This window comes from Kitasatospora sp. NPDC101447 (assembly GCF_044767225.1).
GTDB lineage: Bacteria > Actinomycetota > Actinomycetes > Streptomycetales > Streptomycetaceae > Kitasatospora.
Genome location: NZ_JBIWNL010000004.1, coordinates 153,901 through 170,520, shown reverse-complemented (window position 1 = coordinate 170,520; position 16,620 = coordinate 153,901). Strand labels below are relative to the sequence as shown.

Here is a 16,620-nt window from a genome sequence, read left to right as displayed (position 1 = left end):
GAGACTGAGCACATGCGCCGCTACGGCAAGGACGCCGACGAGGACGACATCCGCAACCGCCCCGCCCGCCGGGGTTCCCGGCCGCGGACCCGGATCAGGCCCAAGCACGAGGACGCCGCCGAGGCGATGGTGCTGACCGTCGACCGCGGTCGGCTGACCTGCCTGGTCGACCCGGGCACCAAGCACGAGCGCGAGGTCGTCGCCATGAAGGCCCGCGAGCTAGGCCGCAAGGGGGTGGTCGTCGGCGACGTGGTCAACCTGGTCGGCGACCTCTCCGGGGACGCCGACACCCTCGCCCGGATCGTCCGGGTCGAGGAGCGCAGCTCGGTGCTCCGGCGTACCGCGGACGACGACGACCCGTACGAGCGGATCGTCGTCGCCAACGCCGAGCAGCTGGCCATCGTCACCGCGCTGGCGGACCCGGAGCCGCGCCCCCGGCTGATCGACCGCTGTCTGGTGGCCGCGTACGACGCGGGCATGGAGCCGCTGCTGGTGCTCACCAAGTCGGACCTCGCCCCGGCCTCGACCCTCCTGGACTCCTACGCCTCGCTCGGCATCCGGTACGTGGTCACCCGCCGCGACGAGCTGGAGACCACCGGCGCCGAGGCCGTCCGCGAGCACCTGCGCGGGCGCTCCACGGTGTTCATCGGCCACTCCGGCGTCGGCAAGACGACCCTGGTCAACGCCCTCGTCCCGGACCGCCAGCGGCAGACCGGCCACGTCAACGCGGTGACCGGCCGCGGCCGGCACACCACCGTCTCCGCCCTGGCGCTGCGGCTGCCGCCGCCGCCCGGTGCCAAGCCGGGCTCGAAGAAGGCGCTGGACCCGGGCTGGGTGATCGACACCCCGGGCTTCCGTTCCTTCGGCCTCTCGCACATCGACCCGTCCCGGGTCATCCTCGCCTTCCCGGACCTGGAGCCCGGCACCGTCGACTGCCCGCGCGCGTGCAGCCACGACGAGCCGGACTGCGCGCTGGACGCCTGGGTCGCCGACGGCCACGCCGAGGCCGCCCGGCTCTACTCGCTGCGCCGCCTGCTGGCCAGCAAGGAGGCCCGCGAGGGCGACTGAGCCCTCCGGGCCCCCGAGGTCCGTGGCCCGTTCGAGGTGTCGGACCGCGCCCGCCTGGCGATCATAGGAAGGTCGGGCCGGGTGCGGTCCGACCGTCGATCCACTGGGAGGGCGCGCGATGGCATGGGCCCTGGTGATCCTGGCCGGCCTGCTGGAGACCGGCTTCGCGATCAACCTCAAGCTCAGCGAGGGTTTCACCAAGCTCTGGCCCACCATCAGCTTCTGCGTGTTCGCCCTCGGCAGCTTCGGTCTGCTCACCCTCTCGCTGAAGAGCCTGCCCATCGGCCCCGCCTACGCCGTCTGGACGGGCATCGGCGCGGCCGGCACCGCCATCTACGGCATGGTCTTCCTGGACGAGAGCACCTCGGTGCTCAAGCTGGTCTCGATCTCCCTGGTGATCACGGGGGTCATCGGCCTCCAGCTCAGCGGTACGACGCACTGAGCCGACGCACGACGCACGGCGCACGGCGCACCGGGGCGCGCGGGAACGCCTCGTCCCGCTCCGCGAGCCCGGCTGTGCCGATCGGGGCGGGCTCGCTAGGGTCTTGGACATGGCCGACTACCACGACGATCTCCGACTCGCCCACGTCCTCGCCGACTCGGCCGACTCGGTCACCCTGGAGCGATTCCGCGCCCTCGACCTGAAGATCGAGACCAAGCCGGACCTCACCCCGGTGAGTGACGCCGACAAGGCCGCCGAGGAGCTCGTGCGCAGCGTGCTCCAGCGCGCCCGCCCGCGCGACGCGATCCTGGGCGAGGAGTTCGGCCTGCAGGGTTCCGGCCCGCGCCGCTGGGTGATCGACCCGATCGACGGCACCAAGAACTACATCCGCGGGGTCCCGGTCTGGGCCACCCTGATCGCCCTGCTGGAGGACGGCCCGGACGGCGTCGAGCGCCCGGTGGTGGGCATCGTCTCCGCCCCCGCGCTGCAGCGCCGCTGGTGGGCGGCCAAGGGTCTCGGCGCCTTCGCCGGCCGCAGCCTGGCCAAGGCCTCCCGGATCCACGTCTCCGGCGTCTCCCGGATCGAGGACGCGTCCTTCTCCTACTCCTCGCTCACCGGCTGGGAGGAGCGCGGCCGCCTCGACCCGTTCCTGGACCTCACCCGGGCCTGCTGGCGCACCCGTGCCTACGGCGACTTCTGGTCCTACATGATGGTCGCCGAGGGCGCCGTCGACATCGCCGCCGAACCCGAGCTGTCGCTGTGGGACATGGCGGCCAACTGCGTCATCGTCGAGGAGGCCGGCGGCCGCTTCACCGGCCTGGACGGCATCCCGGGCCCCGGCGGCGCGGACGCCGTCGCCTCCAACGGCCTGCTGCACGAGGAGGCGCTGCGCCGCCTCTCGGTCTGAACGTGGATGCAGGCCCTGTGACCGGTGGGAGCCGGTCACAGGGCCTGCTGCTTTCTCGGGCCGGTCGCTGCTACCGCTTGCGCAGCTCCCGGACCGCCGCCTCCAGCCGCTGCCCGTAATCGGCGTCGGCCTTGCGGAAGTTGTCGATCGCCCGCTCGACGATGTCCTCGCGGTCGGCCGAGACCTTGGCGATGAAGCCGGCCAGGTTGGCGATCAGCCGCTGCTTCTCGTCCTCCGAGAACAGCCGGTACAGGTTGCCGGCCTGCACGAAGTCGTCGTCCTCGGCGTGCGCGGGCGCCACGTGGGTGCCGGTGAGGCCGTCGACCGCCGTGGCGGCCCACAGCGGGCGGCCGGTCTGCACGGGGCCGCCGAAGCTGTTCGGCTCGTAGTTCTTCTGCCGCCCGTGGCGCCCGTCGTACAGGTGGCCGTCGCGGCCGTTGGTGCGCGCCTCGGTGGCGTGCGGGCGGTTCACCGGCAGGTGGTCGGCGTTGATGCCGACCCGGTAGCGGTGGGCGTCGGCGTACGCGAACAGGCGGCCCTGGAGCATCTTGTCCGGGGACGGGCCGATGCCGGGCACGAAGTGCGCCGGGGAGAAGACCGACTGCTCGACCTCGGCGAAGACGTTGTCGGGGTTGCGGTTGAGCTCCAGCCGGCCGATCTCGACCGGCGGGTAGTCGGCGTGCGGCCAGACCTTGGTCAGGTCGAAGGGGTTGAAGCGGTAGTTCGCCGCGTCGGCCGCCGGCATGATCTGGACCTGCACCGTCCAGCTCGGGAAGTCGCCGCGCTCGATCGACTCGCGCAGGTCGCGCTGGTGGCTGTCCGGGTCCTCGCCGGCGAGGGTGTTGGCCTCGGCCTGGGTGAGGTTGCGGATGCCCTGGTCGGTCTTGAAGTGGTACTTGACCCAGAAGTGCTCGCCGGCCTCGTTCTGCCACTGGAAGGTGTGCGAGCCGTAGCCGTTCAGGTGGCGGTAGGAGGCGGGTATGCCGCGGTCGCCGAAGAGCCAGGTGACCTGGTGGGTTGCCTCGGGGGACAGGCCCCAGAAGTCCCAGACGTTGTCGGCCTCCTGCGAGCCGGTGTACGGGTCCCGCTTCTGGGTGTGGATGAAGTCGGGGAACTTGATGGCGTCCTTGATGAAGAACACCGGGGTGTTGTTGCCGACGAGGTCGTAGTTGCCCTCCTCGGTGTAGAACTTCAGTGCGAAGCCGCGCGGGTCGCGCACCGCGTCGGCCGCGCCGAGGTTGCCCGCGACGGTGGAGAAGCGCAGGAAGACCTCGGTTTGCTTGCCGACCTCGGACAGGAAGGCCGCCCGGGTCCAGGGCGTCACGTCGGCGGTCACCGTGAAGGTGCCGTACGCCCCGGCGCCGCGGGCGTGCACCACGCGCTCCGGGATCCGCTCGCGGTTGAAGTGCGCGAGCTTCTCGAACAGCAGCTGGTCCTGGATCAGGGCCGGGCCGCCGAGACCGGCGGTCTCGGTGTTCTGGTTGTCGGCGACGGGGGCACCCGCCTCGGTGGTCAGGGTCGGGCGCAGCTCGTCCTGCGTGGTCATAACGGGTGCCTCCACGGGTCCGATCGTGATGACACGATCCTAACTTGGACTTTGTCCAAGTCAACACTGGAACCAATCCCGGACCTGAATTACCCTGGTGGACATGAACGACCTGCTGGAGAGACTGCGCGAGCGCGGCTGGCGGCTGACCTCGCAGCGCCGGGTCGTGGCCGAGGTCCTCGACGGCGATCACGTCCACCTCACCGCCGACGAGGTGCACGCCCGCGCGGCGGCCCGGCTGCCCGAGATCAGCCGCGCCACCGTCTACAACACGCTCGGCGAGCTGGTCGCCCTCGGGGAGGTCCTGGAGGTCGCCACCGACGGCCGCGCCCGGCGCTACGACCCCAACGCGCACCGCGCCCACCAGCACCTGGTCTGCTCGGGCTGCGGCGCGATCCGCGACGTCCACCCGCACGGCGACCCGCTCGCCGCACTGCCCGCGGCCGAACGGTTCGGCTTCACCGTCACCGCCGCCGAGGTCACCTACCGCGGCCTGTGCCCCGACTGCCGCCCGTAACCCGAGGGCCGCCCGTAACCCGACGGCCCGGCGCCGCTACGCGCTCAACTCCGCGTGCAGCGCGCCCAGCAGGCGCCCGGCCCGCTCCGCCACCTCGGCCGGGCCGTAGTCGATCGCCCGCCGGCACCAGTTCTCCGCCTGCACCGGCTCCCCCCGGCGCAGCGCCAGCAGCGCGAGCCGCAGGGCCGCCCGCCCGTGCCCGGCGTCGGCGGCCCGGGTGTACCAGAGCATCGCCTCGGCCTCGCTGTCCTGCCGGGCCAGCAGCAGCCCCAGGTTGAACGCGGCGCTGCGGCTGCCCGCCTCGGCGGCCCGCCGGTACCAGCTCTCGGCGATCTCCAGCGCCCCGCGGTCCGCCGCCCGCACACCCATCCGCACCTGCGCCCGCCGGTGCCCGGCGTCGGCCGCCAGCGCGTACCAGTGCTCGGCCTCGGCGTCCGCGTCCCCGCGCCGGTCCAGCAGCGAGGCCAGCCGGAACGCGCCCTCCGCCGAGCCGCCCGCCGCCGCCTGCCGGTAGCGCTCCAGCGCCCCGGCCAGGTTGCCGCGCTGCTCCTGGGCGACGGCGAGCTGCAGTGCCGCCTCGCCGTGCCCCTCGGCGGCGGCCCGCGCGTACCACTCCTGGGCCTGCCGCTGCTCGCCGCGCCCGGCGTGCAGCACGCCGAGGTTGAACGCGCCGTCCACGCTGCCCGCCTCGGCCGCCTTGGAGAACCACGGCTCGGCGCCGGACTCGTCGCCGCGGTGCAGCAGCACCACGGCCAGGGCGTTGCAGGCCTCCCGGTGCCCGGCGTACGCGGCCCGGCGGTACCACTGCTCGGCCTGCTGCTCGCGGCCGGTGCCGGCGCAGAGCAGGCCGAGGTTGAAGGCGCCGTTCTGGTCGCCCGCGTCCAGCGCGGCGCGGTACCAGCGCTCGGCCTCCTTGGCCTCGCCACGGCTCGCGTGCAGGGCGCCCAGCGCGTTGGCGGCGTTGCCGTCCCCGGCCTCGGCGGCCTCCTGCCACCACTCGGCGGCGGCCGCGACGTCCCCGGAGTCGCGCAGCAGGAAGCCCAGCGCGCAGGCCGCGCGCGGCTCCCCGTTCTGCGCGGCCTGCCGGTACCAGCGGGCCGCCTCCTCCAGCAGGGACTGGTCGGTGCGGGCGCGCTCCTCCAGCAGCACGCCCAGGCGCAGCGCGGCGCGGGCGTGGCTGCGGGCGGCGGCGGTGCGGTACCAGGCCTCGGCGGTGTCCTTGTCCCCGGCGGCCTCGCGCATCCGGGCCAGCCGGTAGGAGGCCTCCCGGTGCCCGGCGTCGGCGGAGACCTTGAACCAGCGCTCGGCCCGGACGTCCCGCCGGTGCTCCATCAGGTCGCCCAGGGCGTAGGCGCCGAGGGGGTGTCCGTGGTCGGCGGCGAAGTGCAGCCAGTACTCGGCGGCCTCCTCCTCGCCCTGGTCGCGCAGCTGCAGCCCGAGCGCGTGCGCGGCCGGGGCGCTGCCGGCGACGGCGGCCTGGCGCCACCACTGGCCGGCCTCGGCCCGGTGACCCTGCTGGTGCAGCAGCACGCCGAGGTTGTTGGCGGCGGCGCGCAACCCGGCCGCAGCGGCGGCGCGCAGGTACGGTTCGGCGTCCTCCAGGTCCCCGCGGCGCAGCAGCAGGGTGCCCAGCCGGCCGGCGGCGTCCGGGTCCCCGCTGTCGGCGGCCTGCCGGTGCCGGGCCTCCAGGGCGGCAGACTCGCGGGCGGCGAGCGCGGTCTCGAAGCTGGTCGGGTCCAGGCCCGTCGGGTCCAGGGCGGCGCCGGCGGCCGGCTCGTCGCCGGGCCGCTCCCCGTACGCGCCGACGGCGGCGGCGAACTGACGGGTGGACACGTGGACCAGGCTGTCGGGGCCGTAGCCCGGGGTGGGGCGTTCGGAGAGTCCGCTGGTGCGCTGGGCCGGCAGGGCTCCGGGGCGGTGTTCGGGGCTCTCGGTGCTCTCCGCCCAGGCGTCGGTGTCCGCCTCGGCCGCCGCCGCGGGCTTGGCGCCTGACTTGCCGATCAGCCTCATGCCGACTCCCGCTCCCCCAGAGTGTCGCGGCATCGTGCCCCGGCGTGCGACCGGGGGGACTCCCAGGAGAGGCGCCGGACCCGACGGCCAATCAGCGGCCGTGCACCGTCCCCCATGTGTCCCATCGTCGCATCACCTGCTACCCGCGTACACCTGCCCCGGCCGAATTCGGGCCGGGCTGACCCGAAGCCGACGGAATTGCTTCGGCGCTTTGTCGATTTCCCGACACTTCAACCTCACAAACCCCTGCGCCCTCCTCCTTGGCGACGGTCGATAGTACCGGAGCGGTTCCCACCGCTTCCGTGCGAAGACACCCCGGGAAACACCGGAGGCCCGGAGGAAGGATCCTCCGGGCCTCTGGCCTTTGTAGCGGGGACAGGATTTGAACCTGCGACCTCTGGGTTATGAGCCCAGCGAGCTACCGAGCTGCTCCACCCCGCGTCGGTGGTTGAACCATAGCACCGATGCGGGGTGGAACGGAAAACGGTTGCCGCAGCTCAGCGGTCCACCGCTGCGGCCCGTGGCCGGAGCTACGGCCGGGGGCTCGGTGATCCGGCCCCGGTGGCCCCCGCGGCGGGAGTGCCGGTCGGGGCGGGGGCCGGGCTGCCGCCACGGGCCGCCACGGCCGCGTTCAGGGCGTCGCCGAGCGCCTTCTGGGCGTTGCCGTAGGCCACCCAGTCGCCGTTCTTGAACGCCGTCTGACTGTCGTTGTACGCCTTCTCCGCGTCCGACAGCGCCTTCTGCAGCTCCGGCGAGATCGTCCCGCCCGGCGCGGGCGTGGCCGGCGCGGTCGGCGTGGGCGTCGCCGGGGAGGTCGGGGTGCCCGGGGCGGTCGGGGCCGTCCCGTTGCCCGGGTTGGACGGCGCCACCGGCGTGGCCGGCGGGGCCTGCCCGGCGAAGAGCTTGTTCAGCGCCTTCTCCAGGGTGTCCTCGAAGGCCACGTTGTCGTCCCCGTACACCGCCAGGACCTTCTGCAGCGTCGGGTACTTGGCGCCGCGCCCGCGCACGTACACCGGCTCGACGTTGAGCAGGCCGCCGCCCATCGGCAGGGTCAGCAGGTTCCCGTACTCCAGCTCGGTGTCACCGCCGGTCTTCAGTGCGTAGATCTGCGAGGCCACCTCCTGGCGGGAGTTGAACTTCGACTGCACCAGGCCGGGGCCGGGGGCGCCGGACTCGCCGGTCATCTTCAGGACGCGGATCTTCCCGTAGTCGTCGCCCGGGTCCGCGTTGACGGCCATGAACGCCGCCAGGTTCGGACGGCCGTTGGGCACGAAGGAGCTGGTCAGCGAGAAGCTCGCGCCCGCGGCGTCCGGCATCCGCACCGTCACGTAGTACGGCGGCTGGACCTGCTTGGTGTCACTGGTCGGGTCCACCGGGACCTGCCAGATGTCACTGCCGTTGAAGAAGGAGTTGGAGTCGGTCACGTGGTACTGGCCGAGCAGGTCGCGCTGCACCTTGAACATGTCCTGCGGGTAGCGCAGGTGCGGCAGCAGCGACTGCGGGATGTCCGCCTTCGGCTCCACGGTGCCCGGGAAGGCCTTCATCCAGGTCTTCAGCACCGGGTCCTTCTCGTCCCACTGGTAGAGCTTCACCTCACCGGTGTACGCGTCGACCGTGGCCTTGACCGAGTTGCGGATGTAGTTGACCTGGTTGGCGACGGTCAGCAGCTCACCGCGCTGGTTGGTCAGCGAGTCCTTGGTGGCCGCGCCCAGCGTCGTCTTCGAGGAGAACGGGAAGCCGTCCGAGGTGGTGTAGCCGTCCACCACCCAGACCACGTGGCCGTCCTGCACCACCGGGTACGGGTCGGCGTCGATCGACAGCCACGGGGCGACCTTCTCCACCCGCTCCTTCGGCGTGCGGTTGTAGAGCACCTTGGCGCCGTCGGTGATCGCCCCCGCGTAGAGGATCTGCGGCTCGGTGAAGCGCACCGCGTACGCGGCCCGGGTGATCGGGTTGTCCAGCGAGACACCGCCGGAACCGGTGTACGTGTACTCCACGTTCTGGCCGGTCTTGGTGTCGGTGTAGTCGATCTCCTTGTTGGAGCCGCCGACGATCGAGTACGTCGTCGTCTTCTCGCCGTAGTAGATCCGCTGCTGGTAGTCGCCGAGCGAGCCGGTGGCCGGCAGGCCGGACTCGGTGAACACCGGCCCGCCCTTGTCGTCGACCTGGTTGCCCTTGGCGACCGCCGCACCGTAGCCGTGGGTGTACTTGAAGTGGTCGTTGATCCAGTTGCGCTGCACGCCGTTGAGGTCCAGCTCGCGCAGGCCGACGACGGTGTCCTGCTTGCCCGTGTCGGTGCGGTACCGGTCCACGTCCAGCGTGCTCGGGAAGGCGTAGTAGTTGCGCTGCTGCTCCAGCGACTGGAAGGTCTGCGACACGATGTTCGGGTCCAGCAGCCGCACGTCCGCGATGGTCTGCGCGTCGGGCTTGAGCGCGTCACCGCCGGTCGAGCCCTGCGGGCTGTACGGCGTGGTCTGCGCGTCGGCGATCCCGTACGCCTGCCGCGTCGCGTCGATGTTCTTCTGGATGTACGGCGTCTCCTTGGCCTGCTCGTTCGGCTTGACCTGGAACTGCTGCACGATCGCCGGGTACAGGCCGCCGATCAGCACCGCCGACAGCACCATCAGCCCCAGCCCGATCAGGGCCGGCGCCCAGGTGCGGCGGATCGGGGTCAGGAAGAACAGCACGGCGCAGATGATCGCGACGAAGAACAGGATGGTCTTGGCCGGCAGGAACGCGTTGGCGTCCACGTAGCGCAGGCCCGTCCAGCCCGAAACACCCTTGTACGAGCCGGTCTTGACCGCCAGCGCGTACCGGTCGAGCCAGTAGGCGACGGCCTTCAGCAGCACGAACACGCCCAGCAGCACCGCCAGGTGCCCCTGCGCGCCGGCGCTCGCCCGCCGACCCGGGCCCTGCAGCCGCAGCCCGCCGTACAGGTAGTGCACCAGCGCGGAGGTCAGCAGCGAGACGATCACCGCGCTGAACGCGAAGCCCAGCACGAACTCGTAGAAGGGCAGGTCGAAGGCGTAGAAGGAGACGTCCATGCCGAACTGGGCGTCCTTCTCCCCGAAGGACGTCGAGTTGGTCCACATCAGCCAGGTCCGCCACTGGCCGGACGCCGCGGCGCCCGCCACCAGGCCGATCACCAGCGAGATGCCGATCAGCGCCCAGCGCTTGAACGGCGCCAGGCCCGCCCGGTAGCGGTCCAGGCTCTGCTGCTCCACCGACATCGCCGACAGCGGCGGCCGCAGCCGGTGCGCCAGCCAGATGTTGAAGCCGACGATCACCGCCATCAGCAGGCCGAACACCGCGAACAGCCCGACCTTCGTCCACAGCTGGGTGGTGAACACCGAGGAGTAGTGGACGGACTTGAACCACAGCCAGTCCGTCCAGAAGCCCGCGAACATGACGAACAACAGGAACAGCACCGCGAGTACGCCCAGGGTCAGCAGGGCCACCCGCGCCCGCCGCGACGGCGGGCCCACCCTTCGCCGGAAACCCGGCCCTGAGCGTTCCGGCATCTGGAATACCACGGTGGCACCTCAGCTGTGTCGTCTGGATATCGGTCGGTCGTCAGAGCAACTTAACCAGGCTTTGGCCGAGTTCCCACCGTTAGCAGACGGTTACTACGGCGCCCCGCCCCCGGCCGTCCCCGCCCCGCCCGCACCGGGGCGCGCGGCACGCCGCCCGCCCCCACCGGACCGCCCGGCGAGCGCGCCCCGCCCGGCGTGTGAGGATTGAGGCATGTCCGACGCGTCTGATCTGAACAACTCCCCCGACGACGTCTCCAAGCTCCCCGCCGCCACCCCGCTCACCCGGGCCGCGCTGGAGATCGACGAGTACGCCGCCACCCTCGGCTGGGACCTCCCGGCCCGGCTGTTCGCCCTGGTGGACAGCGCCGCCCTGCGCAAGGCCAACCCGAAGATCGCCGAACAGCTCGGCCTCGCCGACGGCGACGAGCCCGGCCTCACCCCGATCGAGCAGGACGAGATCCCGGCCGGCACGCCGCTCGACAAGTTCCTCGGCACCATCGCCTGGCCCGACTCGGTGGCCGGCTGCGCCCTGGTCGTCGAGCGGCAGATGCTGCCGCCCGGCGCCGAGCAGACCCGCCCCCGCGGTGCCAGCGACGCCCAGCTCGCCGACTGGGTGGCCAACCACCCGCAGCGCGAGGAGGTGCGGATCACCGCCGCGGTGCTGCGCGACGGCAAGAAGGAGATCGCCCTGCGGCTGCGTTCCAAGGACGTCGCCCGCGAGGTGCTGACCGGTCCGGACCTGGTGCCCGGCCTCACCGAGGCCCTGCTGGCGACCTTCTCCTGACCCCTACTTGGCGCAGGACGGCAGCGCGGAGGTCTGCCCGGAGCGGATCTGCTCCAGCGACTTCAGCGCGCCGTCCAGCGTGTCCGTCTTGATCAGGGTCAGCCCGGACGGGATGTTCTTGGTGGCCTCGGCACAGTTCGAGGACGGGGTGAAGAAGTACTCGGCCCCGGCGTCCCTGGCGGCGATCAGCTTCATCGATATCCCGCCGATCGGGCCGACCTTGCCGTCGTCGTCGATGGTGCCGGTGCCCGCGACGAACCGGCCGCCGGTGAGGTCGCCGCTCGGGGTCAGCTTGTCGATGATGCCGAGCGAGAACATCAGGCCGGCGCTCGGGCCGCCGACGTCCTGCAGGCCGATGTCGATCCGGAACGGGTAGGTGTGCCGGATCCCGGTGCCGATGCCGACGGCGGCGAGCTCGGCCCGCTCGGGCGCGGCCTTCGGGTCGAGGTCCTTGACCCGGACGGTCGGGACGGCGACGTCCGTCCTGGCGGCGGGGTCGGCGGCGGCGTTTCCGGCGGCGTCCTTGACCCGCGGCACGACCGTGAAGACCACCGACTCGCCCGGCTTGTGCTTGGTGACCGCCGCGACCACCTGGTCGACCGTGGTGACCGGGGCGCCGTCGACGGCGACGATCGAGTCACCCGCGTGCAGCTTGCCCTCGGCCGGCGCTCCGGCGGTGACCGACTTGACGATCAGCTCGCTACCGACCGGGACGCCCAGCTGCTTGAGCGCCGCGGTGCGGGCGCTGTCCTCGGAGGAGGCGAACTCCTCGGCGTTCTGCTTCTTCGCGTCCGCGTCCGACTGCCCCTTCGGGTAGACGTTGTCGTGCGGAACCATCAGCACGTCGTCGCGCAGCCAGCCGACCACCGCGTTGACCAGGCTGGGCTCGTACTTGGCCCCGGTGACCTGGACGGTCGTCATGTTGAGGTGCCCGGTGGTCGGGTAGGAGTCGTGCCCGGCGATGCTGATCACCGGCTTGCCGCCCTGGTTGCCGAGCGTGTTGTACGTCGGCCCCGGGCTCATCTCCGTGTACGGCACCTTCATCAGCACCGAGACGCAGAGCAGTGCTATGAGCAGCAGGGTGGCAGCGAGCATCGTCGCGGAGCGGCGTGGCATGCCTCGACAGTACGGGACGCGGGTGACGCGGCGCCCGGCGGGCTACCGACCGGAGCGCTCACCGGGGGCGGCGGCCCCCGCCGTGGTGCGTTCCATGGCGGCCATGAAGCGCCGGTGTTCTGCGAGCGAGGCCGGATCCCCCGTGGCCCGCGGGGCCCGCTGGGCCCAGCCCGCCCAGAGGGCGGCGGCCACGACGGCGACCACCGGAATGATCAACCAGGCGAGCGCACCCATATCAGTACTCCCAGCTCGTCGTGTCTATGAGCAGATTAACCACTCCGGCGGACAACGCGGCCGGCGCCGTCCGGGTTACGGGACGGCCGATCGGCTCACTTCCAGGGAGTATTCGGGGCGCCGCCGCGAACCCGTTCGAGTGAGGCCCCGGCGCGCCTGCCCCGACAGACGCGCGGGACGTGCGGGCGGTTCCGCGCGCTGGTCAGGGCACGCGGGGGCGGTTCGGCGCACCGGCCGGGGCATGCGTGGGCGCTTCCGCGGCGCGGGCGGGCGGTGCGGCTCCGCGGCGCGGGCAGCCGGTGCGCTTCCGTTCCGGGCGGCGTCAGCAGCTGCCGGCGCCGACCCACTCCTCCTCGCCGTCGGCGAAGACCTGGTGCTTCCAGATCGGCACCTCGTGCTTGAGGTCGTCGATCAGCCGGCGGGCGGCCGCGAAGGCCTCGCCGCGGTGGGCGCAGGAGACGGCGACGATCACGGCCTTGTCCGTGATCTCCAGCCGGCCGATCCGGTGGACCGCGGCGAGCGCCCGGACCGGGAAGTCGGCGACGACCTTCTCGGCGATCCGCCGCATCTCCTGCTCGGCGGTGGGGTGGCAGCTGTACTCCAGCGCGGCGACCGACTTGCCGCCGTCGTGGTCACGGACCGTTCCGACGAAGACGGTGGTGCCGCCGGCCGCGTCGTCGCCGACCGCCTCGTACACCTCGTCCAGCGAGAGCGGGGTGTCGCGGATGGCGAGCAGGCGGATGGGGTCGTGGTTCTCGGACATGACCCCATGATTCCCCATCCGGGGCGGTCGGAGGCAAGGGCCTTCCGCATCACGATGTGGAAATTTCGCATCGTGAGAAACGACGGCGCCGCCCCGGATCCGTGGCGGCGCCGTGCCGGGACGTCCCGGGACGTCCTCAGAAGCGGCGCCGCTTGCGGGCCCGGCGCACCAGCGCCGCCGTACCGACCAGTGCCACCGTCGCCCCGGCCGCCCCCAGGCTGGTCGCGGCCTCCTTCCCGCCCAGCCGCCGCCCGGCCACCGCGTGCTTGCCGGACACCTGGGCCAGCAGCTCGGCCAGCACCTGCTCGTTGGAGTGCACCGGGCGCCAGCCCGCCTCGTGCAGCCGGCTGCCGGACACCACCCACGGGTACATCGTGTAGGCGAGGTCCCCGGCCGGCGCCGGGGTCAGGCCCAGCCGGTGCAGCCGCGCCGCCGTCCCGAGCGCCAGCGCCGCCGGCAGCTCCATCCGCCGGATCCCGGACAGCCGCTCCACGTCCTCCTGCTCCAGCCAGCCGTCGCAGCCGACCGTCACCTCGCCCTCGACCAGGCCCAGCGCCGCGTACTCCAGCGCCGCCGCCAGGTCGTCCACGTGGCAGAACTGCCAGCACGGGCGGGAGCCGGCCACCACCAGCAGGCGGGGCGCCTCGAAGTGCCGGGTCAGCACGGTGTCCACACCCGGGCCCACCACCACGGCCGGACGCAGCACCGTCACCTGCAGCCCGGGGTGGGCGCGCGGTGCGCGACGGGCCAGCCGCTCGATCTCCAGCAGGTCCCCGACCAGCGAGGCCTCCTCGGTCGCCCGCAGCTCGGAGTCCTCGGCCAGCGGCACCTCGTTGTCGGCCAGCGCGCCGTAGACCATCGCCGAGGTGCACAGCACCACCCGGTGCACCCCGGCGGCCGCGGCCGCGGTCAGCACCGTCTGGGCGCCGCGCACGTTGTAGGCGCTGCGGGCCCGCGGGTCCGACTCCATGCCGAAGTCCATCGCCAGGTGCACCACCACGTCGACCCCGGCCAGCCGCTCGGCCACCGCCGGGTCCCGGACGTCCAGCACCCGCCAGTGCACGCCCGGCACCTCGCCGCGCCGGTCGTCGACGGCCAGGACCTTCTTCACGTGCGGGGAGGCCACCAGTCGCGCCGCGACCTGCTCCCCCAGCACGCCCGCGGCGCCGGTCACCGCCACGGTCAGCGGCCGTCCGCCGTAGGCTGGAGGCGGTGACGCCGTGGTGTCCGACGCGTCCTCTCCTCCGGTCAGCCCAGAGCGAACGTCCGAAGGCGGGGAACTCACCGGCCATCCTCCACGGTTAGCTTATGTGCGTACGGACGTGTGTCACGTACGTCCATCCTGCCCGAGGCGAAGGCCCGGCGGTGCACCCGGCGCGGGCCTGCCGCGCGGGAGCCGCCCCCGAGTCCCCCACTCCACCGCCGCCCCGGGCGCAGACTTTTCCGCCACACCCGCATGACGGCCGACCGGATCGAGGACCCCGTGAGCGACCTTCCCTTCGGATTCGGCGTTCCGCCCGAGGAGCCCGAGGACGGCAAGGCCAAGCCCGACGACGCGCAGAAGAAGAAGGACCAGGAGCAGTCCGCCTCCGGCCCGCAGCCCTTCGGCTTCGGGGGCGCCAACCCCTTCGGCGCGATGTTCGGCATGCCCGGTGCCCCCGGCGGCGGCGGTGCCGACAACCCCTTCGCCGCGATGTTCGGCGGCATGAACCCCGGTGACCTCGGCGCCGCCTTCCAGCAGCTCGGGCAGATGCTCTCGTTCGAGGGCGGCCCGGTGAACTGGGACCTCGCCACCAACATCGCCCGCCAGAGCGTCGTCGCCGAGCCCGCCGAGGGCAAGAGCAAGGACCGCTCGGTCAGCGACGCGGAGCGCTCCGCCGTCGCCGAGGCCGTCCGGCTGGCCGACCTGTGGCTGGACGGCTCCACCGAGTTCCCCTCCGGCGCCGGCACCGCCGTCGCCTGGAGCCGCGCCGAGTGGATCGAGGCCACCCTCCCGGTCTGGAAGGACCTGGTCGACCCGGTCGCCGAGCGCGTCGGCAACGCCATGGGCGGCATCCTGCCCGAGGAGATGCAGGCCATGGCCGGCCCGCTGATGGGCATGATGCGCTCCATGGGCGGCGCCATGTTCGGCACCCAGATCGGCCAGGCGCTCGGCGCGCTCGCCGCCGAGGTGGTCGGCTCCGCCGACGTCGGCCTGCCGCTCGCCCCGGCCGGCAAGGCCGCGCTGCTGCCGCAGAACGTCGCCGAGTTCGGCGAGGGCCTGAACGTGCCCGCCGACGAGGTCCGGCTCTACCTCGCCCTGCGCGAGGCCGCCCACCAGCGGCTCTTCGCCCACGTGCCGTGGCTGCGCGCCCACCTGCTGGGCGCCGTCGAGGCCTACGCGCGCGGCATCAAGGTCGACACCTCCCGCATGGAGGAGCTCGTCGGCCAGCTCGACCCGACCAACCCCGAGGCGCTCCAGGACGCCCTGGCCGGCGGCCTGCTCCAGCCCGAGGACACCCCCGAGCAGAAGGCCGCCCTCGCCCGCCTGGAGACCGCGCTCGCGCTGGTCGAGGGCTGGGTCGACGCCGTCGTGCACGCCGCCGCCGAACCGCACCTGCCGCAGGCCGGCGCGCTGCGCGAGACCGTCCGCCGCCGCCGCGCGGCCGGCGGGCCCGCCGAGCAGACCTTCGCCACCCTGGTCGGCCTGGAACTGCGCCCGCGCCGCCTGCGCGACGCCTCCCGGCTGTGGGCGCTGCTCGCCGACGCCCGGGGCATCGAGGGCCGCGACGCGCTCTGGGAGCACCCGGACATGCTGCCCACCGCCGCCGACCTCGACGACCCGGACGCCTTCGTGCACCGGGGCACCGCGGACGGCCTGGAGGGCGGCATCGACTTCGACGCGCTCGACAAGCTGCTCGGCGAGGCCGCGGCCGGCAAGCCCGACCTGACCAAGCGCGACGACGAGCCGAAGACCGACGGCACCGACACCGACGGGAAGGGCGAGCCCACCGCATGACCACGGACACCGGGACGTCCGCGTCCACCCTGCACGCGGACGCCGTCCGCACGCTGTCCGCCTGGCGCCCCGCCGAGGAGGACCAGGAACGGCTGCGGCTCGACTACCTGGAGCACCTGGCGGAGCAGCCCGAGGGCCTGTACCGCTCCTGCCTGCCGGCGCACATCACCGCCAGCGCGGCGGTCGTCGACCCGGCGGCCGGTCGGGTGCTGCTCACCCTGCACCCCAAGGTCGGCATGTGGCTGCAGATGGGCGGGCACTGCGAGCCCGGGGACGGCGACCTCGCCTCGGCCGCGCTGCGCGAGGCCGTCGAGGAGTCCGGCATCCCCGACCTGGTCCTGCTGGAGGCGGACGGCGCCCCCGTCCCGGCCAAGCTGGACCGGCACCAGGTGCGCTGCGCCGGCAAGGACCGGCCGGAGAACACCCACCTCGACGTCCAGTACATCGCGGTGGCCCCGGCCGGCGCACAGGCGCTGATCAGCGAGGAGTCGCTGGACCTGCGCTGGTTCGACTACGACCGGCTGCCGGAGCTCACCGACCACTCGGTGCGCGACCTGGTGGCCCGGGCGCGGCGGCTGACCGGCTGAGGTGAGACAGACGAAGGGGGCGCGGGCCGCAACGGCCCGCGCCCCCTTCGCGTCGTCCTCCGGTCGGGCCCGCCGCACTCCGGCCGCCCGGCGTCCCGGGCCCTCCTCGATCACG

14 protein-coding genes and 1 tRNA gene are annotated in these 16,620 nt (G+C 73.0%); 7 read left to right on the top strand and 8 right to left on the bottom strand.

The features are described from left to right. Window positions 1–12: 12 nt before the first annotated feature. From rsgA to hisN, 3 genes are all read left to right on the top strand, one after another. Complete coding sequence (rsgA, locus tag ACIRST_RS07805; protein WP_350523018.1) at window positions 13–1,068, top strand: ribosome small subunit-dependent GTPase A; 1,056 nt, start codon at window positions 13–15, stop codon at window positions 1,066–1,068. A 118-nt stretch (window positions 1,069–1,186) separates the two neighbouring features. Then, window positions 1,187–1,510: a DMT family transporter gene (locus tag ACIRST_RS07800; RefSeq protein WP_402800727.1), complete on the top strand. Its 324-nt coding sequence runs from the start codon at window positions 1,187–1,189 to the stop codon at window positions 1,508–1,510. Between the two features lie 109 nt (window positions 1,511–1,619). Continuing rightward, window positions 1,620–2,417: a histidinol-phosphatase gene (gene hisN / locus ACIRST_RS07795; protein WP_396544470.1), complete on the top strand. Its 798-nt coding sequence runs from the start codon at window positions 1,620–1,622 to the stop codon at window positions 2,415–2,417. Between the two features lie 70 nt (window positions 2,418–2,487). Here hisN and ACIRST_RS07790 read toward each other — a convergent pair whose 3' ends face one another. Continuing rightward, a complete protein-coding gene (locus ACIRST_RS07790; protein ID WP_396544472.1) occupies window positions 2,488–3,963 on the bottom strand; it encodes a catalase in 1,476 nt (491 codons plus the stop codon). Between the two features lie 103 nt (window positions 3,964–4,066). Here ACIRST_RS07790 and ACIRST_RS07785 point away from each other — a divergent pair, with 103 nt between their 5' ends. After that, a complete protein-coding gene (locus ACIRST_RS07785; RefSeq protein WP_396544474.1) occupies window positions 4,067–4,480 on the top strand; it encodes a Fur family transcriptional regulator in 414 nt (137 codons plus the stop codon). Window positions 4,481–4,516: 36 nt separating this feature from the next. Here ACIRST_RS07785 and ACIRST_RS07780 read toward each other — a convergent pair whose 3' ends face one another. The 3 genes from ACIRST_RS07780 to ACIRST_RS07770 all read right to left on the bottom strand — a co-directional run bounded on the left by ACIRST_RS07780 (window position 4,517) and on the right by ACIRST_RS07770 (window position 10,011). Beyond that, window positions 4,517–6,490, bottom strand: a complete 1,974-nt coding sequence (locus ACIRST_RS07780) for a tetratricopeptide repeat protein (protein ID WP_402800725.1) — start codon at window positions 6,488–6,490, stop codon at window positions 4,517–4,519. A gap of 367 nt (window positions 6,491–6,857) precedes the next feature. Next, window positions 6,858–6,931 (bottom strand) — tRNA-Met (locus tag ACIRST_RS07775). A gap of 89 nt (window positions 6,932–7,020) precedes the next feature. After that, a complete protein-coding gene (locus tag ACIRST_RS07770; RefSeq protein ID WP_350523024.1) occupies window positions 7,021–10,011 on the bottom strand; it encodes a UPF0182 family protein in 2,991 nt (996 codons plus the stop codon). Between the two features lie 223 nt (window positions 10,012–10,234). On the opposite strand from ACIRST_RS07770, the gene ACIRST_RS07765 reads away from it, so the two are divergent. Further along, window positions 10,235–10,807 (top strand): PPA1309 family protein, encoded by a 573-nt coding sequence (locus ACIRST_RS07765; RefSeq protein WP_350523025.1) that lies wholly within the window; start codon window positions 10,235–10,237, stop codon window positions 10,805–10,807. Between the two features lie 3 nt (window positions 10,808–10,810). Here ACIRST_RS07765 and ACIRST_RS07760 read toward each other — a convergent pair whose 3' ends face one another. The 4 genes from ACIRST_RS07760 to ACIRST_RS07745 form a co-directional block, all read right to left on the bottom strand. Further along, window positions 10,811–11,923, bottom strand: a complete 1,113-nt coding sequence (locus ACIRST_RS07760; protein WP_350523026.1) for a PDZ domain-containing protein — start codon at window positions 11,921–11,923, stop codon at window positions 10,811–10,813. A 42-nt stretch (window positions 11,924–11,965) separates the two neighbouring features. Beyond that, window positions 11,966–12,157, bottom strand: a complete 192-nt coding sequence (locus tag ACIRST_RS07755) for a hypothetical protein (RefSeq protein WP_350523027.1) — start codon at window positions 12,155–12,157, stop codon at window positions 11,966–11,968. Between the two features lie 322 nt (window positions 12,158–12,479). Beyond that, entirely contained in the window at window positions 12,480–12,920 is a 441-nt protein-coding gene (locus ACIRST_RS07750) for a molybdenum cofactor biosynthesis protein MoaE (RefSeq protein ID WP_350523028.1), read from the bottom strand. Between the two features lie 136 nt (window positions 12,921–13,056). Continuing rightward, a complete protein-coding gene (locus ACIRST_RS07745; RefSeq protein ID WP_402800723.1) occupies window positions 13,057–14,205 on the bottom strand; it encodes an NAD-dependent epimerase/dehydratase family protein in 1,149 nt (382 codons plus the stop codon). Window positions 14,206–14,403: 198 nt separating this feature from the next. Between ACIRST_RS07745 and ACIRST_RS07740 the strand changes: the two genes are divergently transcribed. Both ACIRST_RS07740 and ACIRST_RS07735 read left to right on the top strand, forming a co-directional pair. After that, complete coding sequence (locus ACIRST_RS07740; protein ID WP_402800722.1) at window positions 14,404–15,918, top strand: zinc-dependent metalloprotease; 1,515 nt, start codon at window positions 14,404–14,406, stop codon at window positions 15,916–15,918. Beyond that, window positions 15,915–16,505 carry an NUDIX hydrolase gene (locus tag ACIRST_RS07735; protein ID WP_402800720.1) on the top strand — a complete coding sequence of 197 codons (591 nt, stop codon included), beginning with the start codon at window positions 15,915–15,917 and terminating at the stop codon, window positions 16,503–16,505. Before ACIRST_RS07740 ends, ACIRST_RS07735 begins: the two co-directional genes overlap by 4 nt. Window positions 16,506–16,620 lie beyond the last annotated feature (115 nt).

Bases quoted from the DNA above. Each gene is read 5' to 3' on its own strand.
- ACIRST_RS07780 (WP_402800725.1), bottom strand. From the start codon at position 6,490: ATGAGGCTGATCGGCAAGTCAGGCGCCAAGCCCGCGGCGGCGGCCGAG.
- ACIRST_RS07785 (WP_396544474.1), top strand. From the start codon at position 4,067: ATGAACGACCTGCTGGAGAGACTGCGCGAGCGCGGCTGGCGGCTGACC.
- rsgA (WP_350523018.1), top strand. From the start codon at position 13: ATGCGCCGCTACGGCAAGGACGCCGACGAGGACGACATCCGCAACCGC.
- ACIRST_RS07765 (WP_350523025.1), top strand. From the start codon at position 10,235: ATGTCCGACGCGTCTGATCTGAACAACTCCCCCGACGACGTCTCCAAG.
- ACIRST_RS07790 (WP_396544472.1), bottom strand. From the start codon at position 3,963: ATGACCACGCAGGACGAGCTGCGCCCGACCCTGACCACCGAGGCGGGT.
- ACIRST_RS07800 (WP_402800727.1), top strand. From the start codon at position 1,187: ATGGCATGGGCCCTGGTGATCCTGGCCGGCCTGCTGGAGACCGGCTTC.
- ACIRST_RS07755 (WP_350523027.1), bottom strand. From the start codon at position 12,157: ATGGGTGCGCTCGCCTGGTTGATCATTCCGGTGGTCGCCGTCGTGGCC.
- ACIRST_RS07750 (WP_350523028.1), bottom strand. From the start codon at position 12,920: ATGTCCGAGAACCACGACCCCATCCGCCTGCTCGCCATCCGCGACACC.
- ACIRST_RS07735 (WP_402800720.1), top strand. From the start codon at position 15,915: ATGACCACGGACACCGGGACGTCCGCGTCCACCCTGCACGCGGACGCC.
- ACIRST_RS07760 (WP_350523026.1), bottom strand. From the start codon at position 11,923: ATGCCACGCCGCTCCGCGACGATGCTCGCTGCCACCCTGCTGCTCATA.
- ACIRST_RS07770 (WP_350523024.1), bottom strand. From the start codon at position 10,011: ATGCCGGAACGCTCAGGGCCGGGTTTCCGGCGAAGGGTGGGCCCGCCG.
- hisN (WP_396544470.1), top strand. From the start codon at position 1,620: ATGGCCGACTACCACGACGATCTCCGACTCGCCCACGTCCTCGCCGAC.